Below are 16,052 nucleotides of genomic sequence, written 5' to 3'. Positions count from 1 at the left end.
GCGGGAGCGCGCGGGGGCGTGGGTGCGGGGGCGGGGTCAGCGCGTTGCGACCACGTCGAGGACGATCCGCAACCGACGTCCCGTCATTCCCTTGGCGTGGGTGACCCCGAAGTCGTACCGGTCGATGACGGCGGAGGCCTGCACGGACAGCCGGGGCCCGTCGGCGCTGACCTGATCGAGAGTCAGTACCACCGGCCGCGCGACCCCCCGCACGGTCAACTCCCCGTGCACCGTCACCTCCCCTCCCGCGCGGCGGACGTCACCGCCGCGGAACCGGATCTCGGGGTGGAGCGCAGAATCCAGATAATCGGCCGAGCGTACGTGCCGGTCGCGCTGCGCGTGCCCGCTGGCGAAGCTGTCGACGGGAATCACGGCCTCGACGGTGGAGGCGGATTCGGGCTCCGCGACGGCGATGAGGCCCTGCGCGACGGAGAGGGTCCCCTTGATGGGGAACAGCCCGAACAGCGCCCGCATCCGGAACCGGATCTCCGACGCCTCGGGGTCGATGCGGTAGACGCCCGGTAACGGGCCGTTCTTCTCGTCTGCGCCCTGGGTGCCCATGGAGCAGTCCCCTCCCGACGATGCCGGTAGCAACGGTCCCTAGCCGGTACGGTATCGGGCTTCTTGCCCGCTCGAACGGTAAACCCGGGACCCTTACGACAGGGTGATCTCATAACGCAGGCGCTGACGGTGGGCGGGCATGACCATCCGATCCGCCTGGATCGGCCGGCCGCCGCCGTCGAGGGTGACCCGGGTGAGCTGGAGCACGGGTTCCGCGGGACCGGTCTCCAGCGCCAGCCGCTCCCCCTCGCTGGGCATCCGCGCAACGACGTCCTCGCGAACGGTCACCCCCGTGTGCCCGAGCCGGCTGAGCAGGGTGACGGCCCCGCCGGGAATCTTCGCGGTCCCGGCGAGCGGGGTGCCGCGGGCGATACGGGCGGGGTAGTAGGTGTCGGTGAGCTCGCTGGGCCGGTCGTCGAGCAGCATGATCCGCCGCCGCACGACGACGGCCTCGCCGGGCCGGACCCGAAGGTAGGGCAGGGAACTGCTGACCCAACGGGCGTCACTCTGCATGCGCATCCCCTGTTCGGCTACTGGGCAGTGAACTCGTACTGCAGCTCATACAGATGCCCGGCTTTGGCCATGACAGCGACCTCGACAGGCCGTTCCCCGTCGGTACAGAGCACCCGGAGAGTCCGGAGCACGGGCAGGCTGCTCGGCAGCTGCAGGGCGTTGTACTCCTCCTGGGTGGGTACCCGGGCCGAGACCTTGTCCACGCTGAGCACCGGCGGAAATCCCAACCCGGCCAAGAGGGTCGGAGTGCCGCCCTTGATCCTGCGGCGTTCCATCAGGGCCGTACCGCGGGCGATGTCCAAGGGGTAGTAACACTTGACCAGTTCGACCGGCTCGTCATCAATGAGCAGAAGCTGACGCCGGAGCAGTGCTGTGTCACCTTCGGCGAGGCGCAGTGCGACGGCGACGTCCGCCGGGGGAGTGGTCTCCGCCACCTCCAGCAGCTTGGCGCTCGCCTGCCCGCCGTGCTTGGACGCCTCGGTGAGCCGGCGATAGGGAGCGCCGGTGGCTGCCGGGGCCATGTAGGCGGCGGGGTGCATGGTCCGCTCCGGGTGAGAGGGACCTGCACCCACCGCGGCGGCTGGGCGGCCCGCACTCGCGGTGAGGCCCGCTGCCGCTACTGCGGAACCGTCCGCTTCACCGAGTACGCCGCCCTCAGACCGCCCGGCCTCCCGTACGCCCAGGCCCGCCTCCCCGTCGGTACAGAGCACCCGGCCGCTCAACACGTAGCGCTGCTCCAGCCGTTTCGGCGGTGGCGGGTGCCTGGTCGGCAGGGGCCCGCCACCGCCGGGTTGTGGTTACGCTGCGGCTGCCAGTTGTTCCGTCGGTGCCGGTTCGCGGGGGACGAAGGTCACGTGGGGGTGGCCGCGGCGGAGGTCGATCTTGAGGCGGAGGCCGCCTACGCGGGCCAGGGCCAGGCCCACCCCGGCCGCCGCGAGCGTGGCGACGACACCGCCGGCCAGGAAGCCGACGCGGGCGCCGTAGGCGTCGGTGACCCAGCCGACCAGCGGGGCGCCCAGCGGCGTGCCGCCCATGAACACCATCATGAACAGGCTCATGACACGCCCCCGCATCGCGGGATCCGTGGCCAGCTGCACGCTGGAGTTGGCGGTCACGTTGATCGTGAGGCCGAACATCCCGATCGGCACGAGGAGTGCCGCGAAGGCCCAGAACGAGGGCGTGAGCGCCGCCGTGATCTCCAGCAGGCCGAACAGCAGGGCCGCGCCGACGAGGAGTCGCAGCCGCGAGCTGCCGCGGCGCGCGGCGAGCAGGGCGCCCACCAGGGAGCCGCCCGCCATCAGGGTGTTGAGCAGGCCGTACGTGCCGGCGCCCGCGTGGTAGACGTCGTTGACGAAGGCCGTGAGCCAGATCGGGAAGTTGAAGCCGAAGGTGCCGATGAAGCCGACGAGGACGATCGGCCAGACGAGGTCCGGCCGCCCGGCCACGTAGCGCAGGCCCTCCCGCAACTGGCCCTTGCCGCGCGGCGCGCGGTCGGTCCTGTGCAGCTCGGAGGTGCGCATCAGCAGCAGTCCGGCGACGGGCGCGACGAAGGACAGGCCGTTGAGGAGGAACGCCCAGCCGCTGCCCACGGCGGTGATCAGCACGCCGGCGACGGCGGGGCCGACCAGCCGGGCGGACTGGAAGTTGGCGGAGTTGAGGCTGACGGCGTTGCGCAGGTCGGCGGGGCCGACCATTTCCACGACGAAGGCCTGGCGGGCGGGGTTGTCGACCACGGTCACGAGGCCGAGCGCGAACGCGGTGACGTAGACGTGCCAGACCTGCACATGCCCGGAGAGGGTGAGGGCGGCGAGCGCGAGGCCGGTGACGCCCATGGCGCTCTGGGTCAGGACGAGCAGCCTGCGCTTGGGGTAGCGGTCGGCGATGACGCCGCCGTAGAGCCCGAGGAACAGCATGGGCAGGAACTGCAGGGCCGTGGTGATGCCGACGGCGGCGGACGAGCCGGTGAGGCTGAGGACCAGCCAGTCCTGGGCGATGCGCTGCATCCAGGTGCCGGTGTTGGAGACGACCTGGCCGGTGGCGAAGAGGCGGTAGTTGCGGATTCTGAGGGAGCTGAAGGTGCCGCCCTTGCGCCCGGGGCCCGTCTCCGGGCCGGGCTTGTTCAGGGCGGCGCTGCGTATGGCGTCGTCGTGGCTGTTAGGTGCGGGTGCGGAGTCTGCTCCGTGTCCCGTACTCAAAGTGGGTTCGCCTCCTCCTGGCGCGTCTTACAAGTGCGCGAGCTTCTCGAGGACGGGCGCGGCGGCCCGCAGCGTCGCCCATTCGTCCTCGTCGAGCCGCCCCACGAGCTCGGTGAGCCAGACGTTCCGCTTGCGGCGGCTCTCTTCGAGCATGGCCTCGGCCCGCTCGGTCTGGGTGACCACCTTCTGGCGGCGGTCCTCGGGGTGCGGCTCCAGCCGGACCAGGCCCTTGGCTTCGAGCAGGGCGACGATGCGGGTCATCGACGGGGGCTGCACGTGCTCCTTGCGGGCGAGCTCGCCCGGGGTGGCGCTGCCACAGCCGGCGAGCGTGCCCAGCACCGACATCTCCGTGGGGCTGAGCGATTCGTCGACCCGCTGGTGCTTGAGCCGACGCGACAGGCGCATGACACCGGAGCGCAAGGAGTTCACTGCTGCGGTATCGACTTGGGGGTCCCGGTCCGACATGTTCTTTAGCTTAACTCATTACCCGGGCTAAATAAAGCGGGTTTAGCGGGGCGGCCGGTGACACCGGTCGCGGCATCGGAAGCGGGGCCGGGAGCGCGGCCATTCCCCTCGTCCACCGTGTGTGCGCCGGGGCAAAACGTATGATCACCGGACTATTGCGGCGGATCATCGGGGGAACGCCATGAGTACGGGTACGAACACGAACATGCACGCGGCTGCCGCGGCAGCCGCGGCGGCTGCAGGTACGAACACGACCGCAGACCCGGTCGCGGTTGCAGAAGCCGCCGCGCCGCCGGCCACCGCCTCCTTCGCCGACTGGGTGCGGCACTTCGCCGACGAAGCCGAGCGGCGACGGCAGGCCGGCGATCCGGACTGGACCCAGGACGTCCGCCTGCCCCGCGCCGTCCGCATCAGCCTCCAGCGCTTCCAGGTCGGCGAGAGCGGCGACGGCGCGAACCTGATCGGCAAGGCCGATCGCGCGGGCGACCCGGACTACGCCGCCGCGGTCCGCTTCTTCGTCGCCGAGGAGCAGAACCACGCGCGCCTGCTCGCCCGGCTGCTCGCCGCCGACGGCGCGCCGCTCCTCGACGGCCACTGGAGCGACGCGATCTTCGTACGGGTCCGGCGGCTGTTCGGACTGCGTCTGGAGCTGATGGTCCTCACCATCGCCGAGCTCGTCGCCGTCCCCTACTACCGGGCGGTCCGCGACGGCGTCGGGCAGGCGCTGCCGTCGGAGGTCGCGGCCCGCATCCTGGCCGACGAACAGCGCCACATCCCCTTTCACTGCCTGCGCCTGCGCCAGTCGGTGGGCACCTTGCCCGGGCCCCTACGCCGCCCCGCGATGGCCGGCTGGCGGGTGCTGCTCTGCGCCGCCGCCGTCTTCGTCGCGGTGGACCACGGGGCGGCGCTGCGCCGGCTCGGGGTCCGGCGGGGGCGCTTCGTCGCCCAGGTGACCGGCCTGGCGGGCGGCGTCGTGGCGGACGTCCTCGGCCGCCCCGGGGAGTGAGGTCTGCCGCCCGTCATGTCCGGCGGCTGACAAAAGTCATGGTCAGCCGTGGATCATCGGCACTGCCGCAGCCACCGGGCCGGCCGCGAAGGTGGGAGTACACCCCGGAAGCCGCACGGCCTCCGGGGCACTCACCACGAACCGGGGGCCTCCGATCATGAGCAACACGACCTTCACCACACCGACGACGACCGCCGCATCGACAGTGACCGCCGCCGGCACCCCGGCCGTCCCGCGGGGGCGGGCGCTCTGGGAGAGCTTCGCGCCGCTGGTGGTGGACGCCGTCCTGCCGATGGCCGCGTACTACGCGCTCAGCAAGGGCTTCGGCATGGGCACGGTCGCGGCTCTGGGCTGGAGCAGCGCGCTGCCCGCCGCCCGGACGGTCTGGGGCCTGGTCAAGGACCGCCGGCTCAACGCGCTCGCGGCGCTCATCCTCGTCGTCAACCTCGTGGGGCTGCTGCTCACCACCGTCAGCGGGGACGCCCGGCTGATGCTGGCCAAGGACAGCGCCGTGAGCAGCGTCATCGGTCTCGTCGTGATGGTTTCCGCGTTCACCGCGCGCCCGCTGATGACCACCGGCCTCAAGCCGTGGGTGGTCAAGGGCGACCCCGTGCGGCTGGCCGCCTGGGACCGGCTGGCGGCCCGCGACGCGCGGTTCCGGCGCTCGGAGCGGACGTTCTCCCTGGTGTGGGGGTTCGCGCTGCTGGCCGAGTGCGTCGCCCGGGTCGTGGGCGCGTACACCCTGCCGGTCGACACGATGGTGTGGCTGGGGAACGTGATCCTGGGCGTCGCGATCGTCGGCGCGATGGTCGTCGCCGGCGGTCTGGCCGCCGACCCGATGGAGAAGATGGTCGACGCGGAGATCGCGGGGACGACCGCTCCCACCGCTTAGCTGGCTAGGCTGGAAGGGCGGCCCAGTGAACCCAGTGAACGAATCCCCGGGAGGCCGTCATGACCAGGAAAGTCGCCGACTGCCGCAGGTTCCCCAGCGAGACGGACTGTTCCCTGACCATCACCGGCGAGGAGGACGAGGTCGTCCGCGCCGCCGCCGAGCACGCCGTCTCCGTGCACAAGCACCAGGACAGTCCCGCGCTGCGCGAGCAGATCCGCGAAACGCTGGAGGACGAGAAGGCCAGCGCCTGAACACCCGGCGCCCGCGCATCCGGCGGGCCCGGGCACCCGGCGGGCTGAGCACCCGGCGCCCGCGCGCCGCCCTCACGCCGGGAAGCGACGGTCCACCCAGCGCCACGCCAGCTCCAGCACCCCGGCCGCCGTCGCCGCGATGGCGACGGCGGCCCAGGGCATGGTCGTACCCACGAGCTTCAGCGCGAAGAAGTGCTGCAGCCAGGGCGTGACGAGCACGACGAGGAAGCCCGCGGCCATGGCCAGGACGAGGCCGATCCGCCACCACGTGTACGGGCGCGCGATGATCGCGAGCACCCACAGGGAGATCAGGAACAGCGTCAGGGTCGCCGCGCTGGTCTCCGCGTCCAGGGCGCCCGGGCCCGCGTAGTGGTGCCGGGCCAGCAGGTACGCGGCGAAGGTCGCGAGCCCCGCGACGGCCCCGGCGGGAATGGCGTAGCGCATCACCCGGCGTACGAAGTGCGGTTTGGCGCGCTCCTTGTTCGGCGCGAGGGCCAGGAAGAAGGCGGGCACGCCGATGGTGAGCGTGGACAGCAGCGTCAGGTGGCGCGGCAGGAACGGGTACGGCACCTGCCAGCAGACCACGAGGATCGCGAGCAGCACCGAGTAGACGGTCTTGGTGAGGAAGAGCGTCGCCACGCGCGTGATGTTGCCGATGACGCGGCGGCCCTCCGCCACCACCGACGGCAGCGTGGCGAAGCTGTTGTTCAGCAGCACGATCTGGGCGACGGCCCGGGTGGCCTCGGAGCCCGAGCCCATGGACACGCCGATGTCGGCGTCCTTCAGCGCGAGGACGTCGTTGACGCCGTCGCCCGTCATGGCGACGGTGTGCCCGCGGGACTGCAGGGCGCCGACCATGTCCCGCTTCTGCTGCGGGGTGACGCGCCCGAAGACCGCGCCCTCGTCCAGGGCGGCGCCCATCTCCTCCTGCCCGGCGGGCAGCCGCCGCGCGTCGACCGGGCTCTTGGCGCCGGTCAGGCCCAGCTTGGCGGCGACGGCGCCGACGGAGACGGCGTTGTCGCCCGAGATGACCTTGGCGGAGACGTTCTGCTCGGCGAAGTAGCGCAGGGTGTCGCCCGCGTCCGGACGCAGCCGCTGCTCCAGGACGACCAGGCCCGTGGGCCGGGCGCCGTCGGTGACGCGCGGGTCGTCCAGCCCGCGCGCGGCGCGGGCGAGCAGCAGGACCCGCAGCCCCTGCGTGTTGAGCTCCTCGACCTGGGCGAGCGCCGGGTCGCCGGGGGACAGCAGCACGTCGGGCGCGCCGAGCAGCCAGGTGCCGCCGTCGCCGTCGGGGGCGCTCAGCTCGGCGCCGCTGTACTTCCGGGCGGAGGAGAAGGGCAGCGACTCGGTGCAGCGCCAGCGCTCCGGCGCCGGATAGGCGTTGACGATCGCCCGGAGGCTGGCGTTGGGCCGGGGATCGGCCTCGCCGAGGGCGCCGAGCACTTGGCGCACGTACGCCTCGTCCGCTCGGCCGTCGCCCTTGCCGTCGCTCCTGCCGTCGCCGTCCAGCAGCCGCAGCTCGCTGACGTCCATGCCGCCCTCGGTGAGGGTGCCCGTCTTGTCCAGGCAGACGACGTCGACGCGGGCCAGGCCCTCGATCGCGGGCAGCTCCTGCACCAGGCACTGCTTGCGCCCCAGCCGCACCACGCCGATCGCGAAGGCCACGGAGGTGAGCAGCACCAGCCCCTCGGGGACCATGGGCACGATCCCCGCGACCATCCGCCGGACCGCTTCCTTCCAGTCGCGGTCCTGGACGATCCACTGGCTGACGATCAGGCCGGCGGCCGTCGGGATCATCATCCACGTCACGTACTTGAGGATCCGGCTGATGCCGGTGCGCAGCTCGGAGTGGACGAGCGTGAAGCGGGACGCCTCCTCGGCGAGCTGGGCCGCGTACGCCTCGCGGCCGACCTTGGTGGCGGTGAAGGCGCCGCCGCCCGCCACGACGAAGGACCCGGACATGACGGGGTCCCCGGGGCGCTTCAGTACGGGGTCGGCCTCACCGGTCAGCAGCGACTCGTCGATCTCCAGCCCGTCGGCCTCCAGGACCCGGCCGTCCACGACGCACTTGTCGCCCGGGCCCAGCTCGATCACGTCGTCCAGGACGATCTCCCCGGTGGGGAGCGCGCAGGGCGCGCCGTCGCGGCGCACGGTCGGCCGGGCCTCGCCGATGACGGCGAGCGCGTCGAGGGTCTTCTTGGCCCGCAGCTCCTGGACGATGCCGATCGCGGTGTTGGCGACGATGACGAAGCCGAAGAGGCCGTCCTGGATAGGGCCCACGACCAGGATGATCAGGAAGAGGACGCCGATGATGGCGTTGAACCGGGTGAAGACGTTGCCCCGGACGATGTCCGCGGTGGAGCGCGAGGAGCGGACGGGTACGTCGTTGACCTCTCCCCGGGCCACCCGCTCGGCGACCTCGGACCCGCTCAGGCCCGGGTGCGGCGCCGGCAGGTGCTCCTCGGTCGCGGTCTGCGCCGGATCGCTCATGAGTCCGACGGTACGGGGACGCCGGGCGCCGTGCCTTTCGAACGGCGGGCTCACGGCTGCGGCCCGTCCGGGAAGGCGAGCCTTCTCGGACAGGCCCCCGGACTAGGGGGCCGTGCTTCCCGCCGTTTCGCGGCGCTCCGCGGCCCGGCGGATCGCCGCGTCGCGCTTGCGGACGTACCAGACGCCGATCAGGCCGAGCCCGCCGCCGGCCAGGCACGTCCACACCCACCACAGGTGACCGTGGTCCCGGAACCAGCCGTAGAAGGGGATCTGGACGAGGAAGAGGACGAACCAGATGACGGTGCCGCCGGTGATGGTGGCGACGACGTTGCCCTCCAGAGGCTCCGGCGCTTCGTGCCTGGGTGTCCACTTCGTCATGGGCGCAAGCGTAGTGCGTACGCGGTCCGCGGGGCTCCGGGGCCCGGTGCGTGCCCCGCCGGCGGCGGACGTCCCCGTGCGGGCCCCTTGGCCCATAAGGGTCTACGCGCGGAGATAGCAATCCCGCGCTTGTTTATTCATACTGAATCGAACGGGAAATGACTGGCTGGTTTTGTTTGATCATACAGTTCATGATCCCTTCGTGTGTCGCGTGTCCCCCGCCGCCTACGTCCCCCCTGTAGGCCCATCCGACTGAGGTCTCGTATGCCCACCTCGGCCACTTCCCCGGTCGACGCCCAGCAGCCGCCCCCGCCGTCCCAGCCCAAGGGCGCCCTCGACCGGTACTTCCGGATCACCGAGCGCGGCTCCTCCGTCTCCCGGGAGCTCCGCGGCGGCCTGGCCACCTTCTTTGCGATGGCCTACATCGTCGTGCTGAACCCGATCATCCTCGGGGCCGGCCAGGACAAGTTCGGTCACCAGCTGGACAACGCCCAGCTGGTCACGGCCACCGCCCTGATGGCCGGGCTCAGCACCGTCCTCATGGGTGTCATCGGCAACGTGCCGATCGCCTGCGCCGCCGGCCTCGGCATCAACGCCGTCGTCTCGCTCCAGCTCGCCCCCAAGATGAGCTGGCCCGACGCGATGGGCATGGTCGTCCTGGCGGGCCTGGTGCTGATGGTGCTCGTCGCCTCCGGCCTGCGGCAGCGCGTCATGGACGCCATCCCGAACGGGCTGCGGCGCGCCATCGCCATCGGCATCGGCCTGTTCATCTCGCTGATCGGCCTGGTCGACTCCGGCTTCGTCACCCGTAACCCGGACGCCGCGCACACCACCGTGCCGCTCGGTCTCGGCCAGGGCGGCCAGCTGCAGGGCTGGCCCGTGCTGGTCTTCGTCGGCGGCCTCGCCCTGACGTTCATCCTCCTCGTACGCAAGACGCGCGGCGCGATCCTCATCGGCATCGTCGTGATGACGTTCGTGGCGATCGTCATCAACTCGCTCGCCAAGATCCCCGGCACGAGCTGGGGCCTGTCCGTCCCCCAGGTGCCGGACAAGATCGTGGGCGCGCCCGACTTCGGCCTCATCGGTGACATCAGCCTCTTCGGCGGCTTCGAGCAGGTCGGGCTGCTGACCGGCTGCCTGTTCGTCTTCACCGTGCTGCTCTCGGGCTTCTTCGACGCGATGGGCACGATCATCGGCGTCGGCGAGGAGGCCGGGCTGACCGACGAGAACGGCCAGCTGCCGAACATGGGCAAGATCCTCATGGTCGACGGCATCGCCGTCGCCGGCGGCGGCCTGGGCTCGGCCTCGGCCAACACCTGCTTCGTGGAGTCCACGGCGGGCGTCGGCGAAGGCGCCCGCACGGGCCTCGCCAACCTGATGACCGGCGGCCTCTTCCTCCTCGCCCTGGTCTTCACCCCGCTCGCCACGGTCGTCCCCTCGCAGGCCGCCACGCCCGCGCTGCTGGTCGTCGGCTTCCTGATCATGGCGTCCAACGTCAAGGAGATCGACTGGAGCGACTTCACCATCGCGGTGCCCGCGTTCCTGACGATCGTCGCGATGCCGTTCACGTACTCGATCACCAACGGCATCGGGATCGGCGTGCTCGCCTTCATCCTGCTGCGGCTCGCCGACCGCCGGGGCCGCGAGATTCCCTGGCTGCTGAACGTGGTCGGGCTCTGCTTCCTCGTCTACTTCTTCCTCGACCCGATCGAGCAGATGCTCGGCGTGAAGTAGCCCGCTCTCCCGCATCCCCTCCGCCCCCGGTGGCCGCCCTCCCGCTTCGCTCAGGGCCGCCCCCGGGGGCCTTGCGTTCCCCGGTCCCGGGAGACGGCACACTGAAGCGGTGAGTGTGGTGATCGATCTCGCGGACGTACCGCCGGACCGCGTGTCCTTCGCGGTCTCTCCGCTCGCCGAACTGGGAGCGGCCCTGCACGTCCTGGCCGAGCCGTCCCACCACCCCGGACTCCTCGACTGGGCCGCCCGGACCCGGGCCGCCCTGCCTCCCGACCTCGCCGACAGGCTCCACGAAGCGGACATCCTCTGGCGCTCCACCCGGTCGGACCTCTTCCTGCCCGGCGCGGCAACCGGTCTCGACACCCGCCTCGACGAGGAACTGGACGCCTGGGACCACCTGGACGACGATGCCTTCGTCGTCGCCGCGGTGGAGATCTCCTGCGCCACCTCCTTCGCCCGCCCCGGGCCGGCGCCGCTGCGCCGCGCCGAGGACCGCAAGCGGGCCCGGGAACTCGCCGCGGCACGCGGACTGCGGCAAGCGGCCTTCGCCGACCGGCTGCTGGAGGACCCGCAGGAGGTCCGCGCCTGGCTCCGCCGGCTCCTGGAGGACTGCGAACGGCACTTCTTCGGCGAGGTCTGGCAGCAGGTGCGCCCCCGGCTGACCGCCGACGCCCGCCACAAGAACGAACTGCTCAGGCACCGCGGCCTGGAACACGCCGTCGCCGCAGCGTCCTCCGCCATCACCCTGGACACCGCACACCACCGCCTCGTGGTCGACAAACTGCAGGACGGCCGGGTGAAAGCCACTGCCACCGGCCTCGTCCTCCTTCCCACGGCCTTCGGATGGCCGCACCTCGTCGTCCGGGACGCTCACGGCGACCGGCCGGTCCTGCAATACCCCGTGGCCCTGCCCGAACCGCCGCCGGTGCTCTCGCTGGCAACGGTCCAGCAGCGCCTGGAAGCCGTCGCCCACCCCCTGAGACTCCGCCTGTGCCGGACCCTGGCCCGGGGGCCCCACTCGACCACCGAACTCGCGGACGCCAACGGCCTCACGGCACCGGAGGTGTCCCGCCACCTCGGCGTCCTGAAGAAGGCGGGCCTCACCCGCACCCGCCGGCAAGGGCGGTACGTCTTCCACGAGCTCGACATCGAACTGGTCGGCCGGCTGGGTGCCGACCTGCTGGGGAACGCACTGCGCTAGGCGCTACCGGTACATCAGCCGGCGCAGCACCGCCTCCACCGGGCCCCGCCGCCCCCGGCGCTCGAGCGCATACGCCCCGGCCACCGTCACCAGCCACACCGCCACCCCGAACAAGGCCATCGTGGCGCTCGTCAATCGGGCGCCCATGCCCAGGCCCCAGGCGGCGAGCAGCGGGGCGAAGAGCAGCGAGTGGGCGAGATAGCTGGACAGGGAGCGCTTGCCCACGGCCGCTACGGCGGATATCGCCATCGAGGCCGGCGGTGCCACCACCGCCGTCTTCGTGCCCTCCCGCGTGCGACGCCGCGCCGCCCGCCCGTTCCACCAGTGCACGAACAGTGCGACCACCGCGACATAGCCGAGCCCCGCTCCGTACCCGGTGACCTCCCGGAGCGCCGTCAGCGCGCCGGTCTCGCTCTGCGCGTCGGCCGGCACGTCGAGCGCCCCGACGTGGGCGAGGGCCGCGGGCAGGGCGCCGAGCCAGCCGACCGCGATGCCGAGGACCGCCGTGCGGCGCAGCAGCGGCAGGTGGCGGCCGGGCTCTTCCAGGATGCGGCGGCGCGCGGCCCGGAAGCCGAGCAGGAAGATGACGTAACCCCCGCCGATCAGGGAGAAGGGTGCCGCGACGAAGGTGATGAACAGGCCGGTCGTCACCCGGGTCCCCGCGGCTGCGAACCAGCTCTCCTCGCCCGCCCCGTAGGCAGCGGCCCCCGGCTCCGCACCCGCGTCGCCCAGCGACCCCAGCTCCCCCTGGAGCAGCGCCGAGACGACCGGCTGCGCGGACACCAGGACCAGCTGCGCGGCGCCGATGGCGATCCACCACTTCAGGGCGCGGTCGCTGCGCCGGAGGAAGAGCGGGGCGAGGGCGAGGCTCAGCAGTCCGTAGTAGCCGACGATGTCGCCCGCCATGAGCAGGGTGGAGTGAGCGAGCCCGATCACTATCAGCAGGAGGCTGCGCCGGCGCAGGATCTTGACCGCCCCGCGCTCGTCACAGGCCCCGGTGGCGGTCAGGCGCAGGAAGAGCTGCATCATGCCGTAGCCGAAGAGGAAGGCGAAGAGCGGGTAGATCCGCAGGTCGAGCACCGTGATCATCGCGAACTGCACCGCGTGGTCCGGCCATCCCCCGGTGACGGGCTGCCACCCCGAGGGCCCGTACGCGGACCGCCACAAGTGGAACGCGGTGTTCGACAGCACGATGAACAGCAGCATGATCCCGCGCGCAAGGTCGGGCGCCAGCGCCCGATCGGCAGCCCGCACGCCTCCCCGGCGCGGGACTGGGGCCGGGGCTGAAACTGAGGCTGAGGCCGGGGCGCTGCGGCTCCCGTCTCCGGTGTCGACCGTCATGCTTCGACGCTAGGGAAACGGCGGGCGGCACGGCGTCCGCCTTTGGTCTACGGGCGCCTCACCTTCGGCTACGGGCGCCGCACTTTCGGCTAGGGGCGCATCATCTTCGGGCCGGGGCGCATCACCGTTCGTCCGGCCCGGCTGGTCGTAACCGTTCCGGTGCCGGATCCGTAAACCCCTGCCCAAAGGGGAGACTGGTCCTATGCGACTCTTCGCCGCTGTCCTGCCGCCCGAGGCGGCCGTCGTCGAGCTGACGGACGCCACCGCGTCCCTGCGCGGGCTGCCCGGTGCGGAGCGGCTGCGCTGGACCGAGCCGTCCGGCTGGCACTTCACGCTCGCCTTCCTCGGCGAGGTCGACCCGGCGCTGCTGCCGGAGCTCACCGAGCGGCTCGGGCGCGCCGCCCGCCGCCACCCGCCGCACGAACTGCGCTTCGCGGGCGGCGGCCGGTTCGGGGACCGGGTGCTGTGGGTCGGCGCGGAGGGCGAGCGGACGATCCTGCGCGACCTGGCGCGCTCGGCCGCGGCCGGGGCGCGCCGGGCGGGCGTCGCCGTCGACACCACGCACGACTTCCGGCCCCACCTCACGCTCGCCCGCGCCGCGGACCCGCTGAGCCCGATGAGTCTCCGGCCGTACGCCGAGAGCCTCGCCGGCTTCAGCGGCACGCCCTGGGCCGTGGAGCGGCTGGAGCTCATGCGCAGCCGTCTTCCGGCCGGCGGCGTCCCCGGGGAGAGGCCCCGCTACGAGACGGTGGCCGCCTGGGAGCTGGGCGGGTAACAGCGGGCCGCGGGCGCCGGCAGGGAGGCGTTCCCCCGGCCCCTAGCGCCGGGCCACTCCTCCTCGCCCGTTACGCTCGATGCGTGGACCCGAAGACCAGAAACCGCATCATGACCGCCGCGCTCGCCGCGATGCTCGTCGTCGTCGCCGTGGTGGCAGCGGTGAAGTGACGCCGTAAGCGGGCCGTGCGGAGGGGGCGGAGGGGGGCTCCCCAAGAAGCCCTGAGGAGCTCCTCAGGAGCCCCCCGAGGCACGGGTCTACCAGGCGAACGCTTCCGGCGACGGCCCCGGGCCCGGGAAGATCTCGTCCAGCTGGGCGAGCAGCTCACCGGACAGCTCCAGCTCGGCCGCGCGCAGCGCGGACGCGAGCTGGTCGGCCGTGCGCGGGCCGACGATCGGGCCGGTCACGCCCGGGCGGGTCAGCAGCCAGGCCAGGGCCACTTCGCCGGGCGCCAGGCCGTGCTTGTCGAGCAGGTTCTCGTAGGCCTGCACCTGCTCGCGGACCTTGGTGTTCGCGAGGGCGTCGGCGGAGCGGCCGGACGCGGCGCGGGCGCTGCCGCCCTCCTTCTCCTTGCGGATGACGCCGCCGAGCAGCCCGCCGTGCAGCGGCGACCAGGGGATGACCCCGAGCCCGTACGCCTGCGCGGCCGGGATGACCTCCATCTCGGCGCGCCGCTCGGCGAGGTTGTACAGGCACTGCTCGCTGACCAGGCCGAGCGTGCCGCGGCGCCGCGCGGTCTCGTTGGCCTGGGCGATGTGCCAGCCCGCGTGGTTGGAGGATCCCGCGTAGACGACCTTGCCCTGCTGGACGAGGACGTCGACCGCCTGCCAGATCTCCTCCCACGGCGTGGCCCGGTCGACGTGGTGGAACTGGTAGAGGTCGATGTGGTCCGTCTGCAGCCTCTTCAGGCTGCCTTCGACGGCGCGGCGGATGTTCACGGCGGAGAGGCGGTCGTGGTTCGGCCAGTCGGCACCGTCCGGGCCCATGTTGCCGAACACCTTGGTGCCGATGACGACCTTCTCGCGGCGGCCGCCGCCCTTGGCGAACCAGGTCCCGATAATCTCCTCGGTGCGGCCCTTGTTCTCGCCCCAGCCGTAGACGTTGGCGGTGTCGAAGAAGTTGATGCCCGCGTCGAGCGCGGCGTCCATGATGGCGTGGCTGTCGGCCTCGTCCGTCTGGGGGCCGAAGTTCATCGTCCCGAGGACGATCCTGCTGACCTTGAGCCCCGTGCGTCCGAGCTGCGTGTACTCCATAGCGGACCAGCCAACGCCCTGGAGTGCGCTCCAATCAAGAGGGCGGGCACCGGCGGCGCGTCGCGCCGGAGGCCGGACTCCGGCGTTCGGAGCCCGGTGTTCGGAGCCCGGTCTTCGGAGTCCGGCGTTCGGCGCGTGGGTGCGTGCGTGTGTTCAGTCGTCCGCCGGGCGGTACGGCGCGCCCACGTCCCACGCCTGGTGCATCGCGTCGGCGAAGGCGGCGGCCAGCAGGTGCTCGCCGGCCGCGTTGGGGTGCGTGCCGTCGTAGGTGTCGCGGTCGATGTCCCAGCCCTCGGGGCGGGAGGCGAGGAGCAGCGGCGAGCCGGGCGTGTCCAGCTCGGCGACGGCCTTGCCGAGCAGCTCGTTGAAGCGCTCGCACTCGGCGGCGAACGGCGGATCGCCCAGGGCGCGGACGTTGCGGATGACGGGCAGCAGCACCGCCCGGATCCGCGGGTTGGCCTCCCGCGCCGCGGCGACGAAGCGGTGCACGTTCTCGGCCGTCTGCGCGGCGTTGGTGTAGAACCCCAGGTCGATGAGGCCGAGGGAGACGAGCAGGGTGTCGGCGCGGCCGGCCCGTACGGCGTCGCCGACGAGCGGGGCCATGTGCAGCCAGCCTTCGCCCCAGCCGGCGAGGTGCGCCCGGGCGCGCTCGGGGAAGCCTGGCGCACCGTAGGCGTGGGAGACGGGCGCCCCTTCGGCCGGGTCGTACAGCTCGCGGCGCGGGCCGACGATCTTGTACGGGCCGCCGTGGGTCGCGTTGAGGTGCTGCCACATGCGGTAGCGCCATGTGTGGTCACCGGCGCTACCGATGGTCATCGAGTCGCCGACGAACATGATCCGCATAGGTACATCATCGCGGATGGTGGGGCCGGTGGGGCACGTGAGGTGTGCCCGGCCGGACGGCGTTTGTCCGCGCCTGCTCCGCGCCTGCTCCGCGCCTGCTCCGCGCCTGCTCCGCGCCTGCTCCGCGCCTGCTCCGCGCCTGCTCCGCGCCTGC

At 72.2% G+C, this 16,052-nt stretch carries 15 protein-coding genes and 2 pseudogenes; 7 read left to right on the top strand and 10 right to left on the bottom strand.

What is annotated here, in order from left to right; genetic code table 11:
* Positions 1–36: 36 nt before the first annotated feature.
* From ACSNOG_RS27270 to ACSNOG_RS27260, 3 genes and pseudogenes are all read right to left on the bottom strand, one after another.
* Complete coding sequence (locus ACSNOG_RS27270; RefSeq protein WP_436755356.1) at positions 37–561, bottom strand: YceI family protein; 525 nt, start codon at positions 559–561, stop codon at positions 37–39.
* Between the two features lie 93 nt (positions 562–654).
* A complete protein-coding gene (locus ACSNOG_RS27265; protein ID WP_436755355.1) occupies positions 655–1,080 on the bottom strand; it encodes a UTRA domain-containing protein in 426 nt (141 codons plus the stop codon).
* 11 nt (positions 1,081–1,091) lie between these two features.
* A pseudogene (locus ACSNOG_RS27260) lies at positions 1,092–1,664 on the bottom strand (GntR family transcriptional regulator); the annotation flags it as partial.
* Between ACSNOG_RS27260 and ACSNOG_RS27255 the strand changes: the two are divergent.
* A pseudogene (locus tag ACSNOG_RS27255) lies at positions 1,608–1,727 on the top strand (DUF6255 family natural product biosynthesis protein); the annotation flags it as partial. The pseudogenes ACSNOG_RS27260 and ACSNOG_RS27255 overlap by 57 nt on opposite strands.
* Positions 1,728–1,871: 144 nt before the next feature.
* Here the strand turns inward: ACSNOG_RS27255 and ACSNOG_RS27250 are convergent.
* The gene (locus ACSNOG_RS27250; protein ID WP_436755354.1) at positions 1,872–3,269 is read right to left on the bottom strand and encodes an MFS transporter; all 1,398 of its coding nucleotides are present in this window, start codon (positions 3,267–3,269) and stop codon (positions 1,872–1,874) included.
* Between the two features lie 27 nt (positions 3,270–3,296).
* Complete coding sequence (locus ACSNOG_RS27245) at positions 3,297–3,734, bottom strand: MarR family winged helix-turn-helix transcriptional regulator (protein ID WP_168090691.1); 438 nt, start codon at positions 3,732–3,734, stop codon at positions 3,297–3,299.
* 181 nt (positions 3,735–3,915) lie between these two features.
* Between ACSNOG_RS27245 and ACSNOG_RS27240 the strand changes: the two genes are divergently transcribed.
* The 3 genes from ACSNOG_RS27240 (at position 3,916) to ACSNOG_RS27230 (ending at position 5,883) form a co-directional block, all read left to right on the top strand.
* Positions 3,916–4,740, top strand: coding sequence for a ferritin-like domain-containing protein (locus ACSNOG_RS27240; RefSeq protein ID WP_436755353.1), 825 nt, complete (start codon positions 3,916–3,918; stop codon positions 4,738–4,740).
* A 157-nt stretch (positions 4,741–4,897) separates the two neighbouring features.
* The gene (locus ACSNOG_RS27235; protein ID WP_436755352.1) at positions 4,898–5,632 is read left to right on the top strand and encodes a VC0807 family protein; all 735 of its coding nucleotides are present in this window, start codon (positions 4,898–4,900) and stop codon (positions 5,630–5,632) included.
* Between the two features lie 59 nt (positions 5,633–5,691).
* Complete coding sequence (locus tag ACSNOG_RS27230) at positions 5,692–5,883, top strand: DUF1059 domain-containing protein (protein WP_391831891.1); 192 nt, start codon at positions 5,692–5,694, stop codon at positions 5,881–5,883.
* Positions 5,884–5,955: 72 nt separating this feature from the next.
* Here ACSNOG_RS27230 and ACSNOG_RS27225 read toward each other — a convergent pair whose 3' ends face one another.
* Both ACSNOG_RS27225 and ACSNOG_RS27220 read right to left on the bottom strand, forming a co-directional pair.
* Positions 5,956–8,373 (bottom strand): HAD-IC family P-type ATPase, encoded by a 2,418-nt coding sequence (locus ACSNOG_RS27225; RefSeq protein WP_436755351.1) that lies wholly within the window; start codon positions 8,371–8,373, stop codon positions 5,956–5,958.
* Between the two features lie 102 nt (positions 8,374–8,475).
* Positions 8,476–8,751: a DUF2530 domain-containing protein gene (locus ACSNOG_RS27220; protein WP_436755350.1), complete on the bottom strand. Its 276-nt coding sequence runs from the start codon at positions 8,749–8,751 to the stop codon at positions 8,476–8,478.
* A gap of 264 nt (positions 8,752–9,015) precedes the next feature.
* On the opposite strand from ACSNOG_RS27220, the gene ACSNOG_RS27215 reads away from it, so the two are divergent.
* Both ACSNOG_RS27215 and ACSNOG_RS27210 read left to right on the top strand, forming a co-directional pair.
* Positions 9,016–10,485: an NCS2 family permease gene (locus ACSNOG_RS27215; RefSeq protein ID WP_436755349.1), complete on the top strand. Its 1,470-nt coding sequence runs from the start codon at positions 9,016–9,018 to the stop codon at positions 10,483–10,485.
* Positions 10,486–10,594: 109 nt separating this feature from the next.
* Complete coding sequence (locus tag ACSNOG_RS27210) at positions 10,595–11,686, top strand: DUF5937 family protein (RefSeq protein ID WP_436755348.1); 1,092 nt, start codon at positions 10,595–10,597, stop codon at positions 11,684–11,686.
* 3 nt (positions 11,687–11,689) lie between these two features.
* On the opposite strand, the gene ACSNOG_RS27205 is transcribed toward ACSNOG_RS27210, so the two are convergent.
* Entirely contained in the window at positions 11,690–12,940 is a 1,251-nt protein-coding gene (locus tag ACSNOG_RS27205; RefSeq protein WP_436755347.1) for a DUF418 domain-containing protein, read from the bottom strand.
* A gap of 289 nt (positions 12,941–13,229) precedes the next feature.
* Between ACSNOG_RS27205 and thpR the strand changes: the two genes are divergently transcribed.
* Positions 13,230–13,802, top strand: coding sequence for an RNA 2',3'-cyclic phosphodiesterase (thpR, locus tag ACSNOG_RS27200; RefSeq protein WP_436755346.1), 573 nt, complete (start codon positions 13,230–13,232; stop codon positions 13,800–13,802).
* Between the two features lie 257 nt (positions 13,803–14,059).
* Here thpR and ACSNOG_RS27195 read toward each other — a convergent pair whose 3' ends face one another.
* Together ACSNOG_RS27195 and ACSNOG_RS27190 are read right to left on the bottom strand one after the other, a co-directional pair.
* Complete coding sequence (locus ACSNOG_RS27195) at positions 14,060–15,055, bottom strand: aldo/keto reductase (RefSeq protein WP_436755345.1); 996 nt, start codon at positions 15,053–15,055, stop codon at positions 14,060–14,062.
* 153 nt (positions 15,056–15,208) lie between these two features.
* Positions 15,209–15,898, bottom strand: coding sequence for a GDSL-type esterase/lipase family protein (locus ACSNOG_RS27190; protein ID WP_436755344.1), 690 nt, complete (start codon positions 15,896–15,898; stop codon positions 15,209–15,211).
* Between the last annotated feature and the right edge of the window lie 154 nt (positions 15,899–16,052).

This window comes from Streptomyces sp. URMC 124 (assembly GCF_051386455.1).
Classification (GTDB): domain Bacteria; phylum Actinomycetota; class Actinomycetes; order Streptomycetales; family Streptomycetaceae; genus Streptomyces.
This window is presented reverse-complemented; position numbering and strand designations above follow the sequence as displayed.

Coding starts and splice junctions, on each gene's coding strand:
- ACSNOG_RS27270 (WP_436755356.1), bottom strand. CDS start 561: ATGGGCACCCAGGGCGCAGACGAGAAGAACGGCCCGTTACCGGGCGTC.
- ACSNOG_RS27265 (WP_436755355.1), bottom strand. CDS start 1,080: ATGCGCATGCAGAGTGACGCCCGTTGGGTCAGCAGTTCCCTGCCCTAC.
- ACSNOG_RS27245 (WP_168090691.1), bottom strand. CDS start 3,734: ATGTCGGACCGGGACCCCCAAGTCGATACCGCAGCAGTGAACTCCTTG.
- ACSNOG_RS27240 (WP_436755353.1), top strand. CDS start 3,916: ATGAGTACGGGTACGAACACGAACATGCACGCGGCTGCCGCGGCAGCC.
- ACSNOG_RS27235 (WP_436755352.1), top strand. CDS start 4,898: ATGAGCAACACGACCTTCACCACACCGACGACGACCGCCGCATCGACA.
- ACSNOG_RS27230 (WP_391831891.1), top strand. CDS start 5,692: ATGACCAGGAAAGTCGCCGACTGCCGCAGGTTCCCCAGCGAGACGGAC.
- ACSNOG_RS27225 (WP_436755351.1), bottom strand. CDS start 8,373: ATGAGCGATCCGGCGCAGACCGCGACCGAGGAGCACCTGCCGGCGCCG.
- ACSNOG_RS27220 (WP_436755350.1), bottom strand. CDS start 8,751: ATGACGAAGTGGACACCCAGGCACGAAGCGCCGGAGCCTCTGGAGGGC.
- ACSNOG_RS27215 (WP_436755349.1), top strand. CDS start 9,016: ATGCCCACCTCGGCCACTTCCCCGGTCGACGCCCAGCAGCCGCCCCCG.
- thpR (WP_436755346.1), top strand. CDS start 13,230: ATGCGACTCTTCGCCGCTGTCCTGCCGCCCGAGGCGGCCGTCGTCGAG.
- ACSNOG_RS27195 (WP_436755345.1), bottom strand. CDS start 15,055: ATGGAGTACACGCAGCTCGGACGCACGGGGCTCAAGGTCAGCAGGATC.
- ACSNOG_RS27190 (WP_436755344.1), bottom strand. CDS start 15,898: ATGCGGATCATGTTCGTCGGCGACTCGATGACCATCGGTAGCGCCGGT.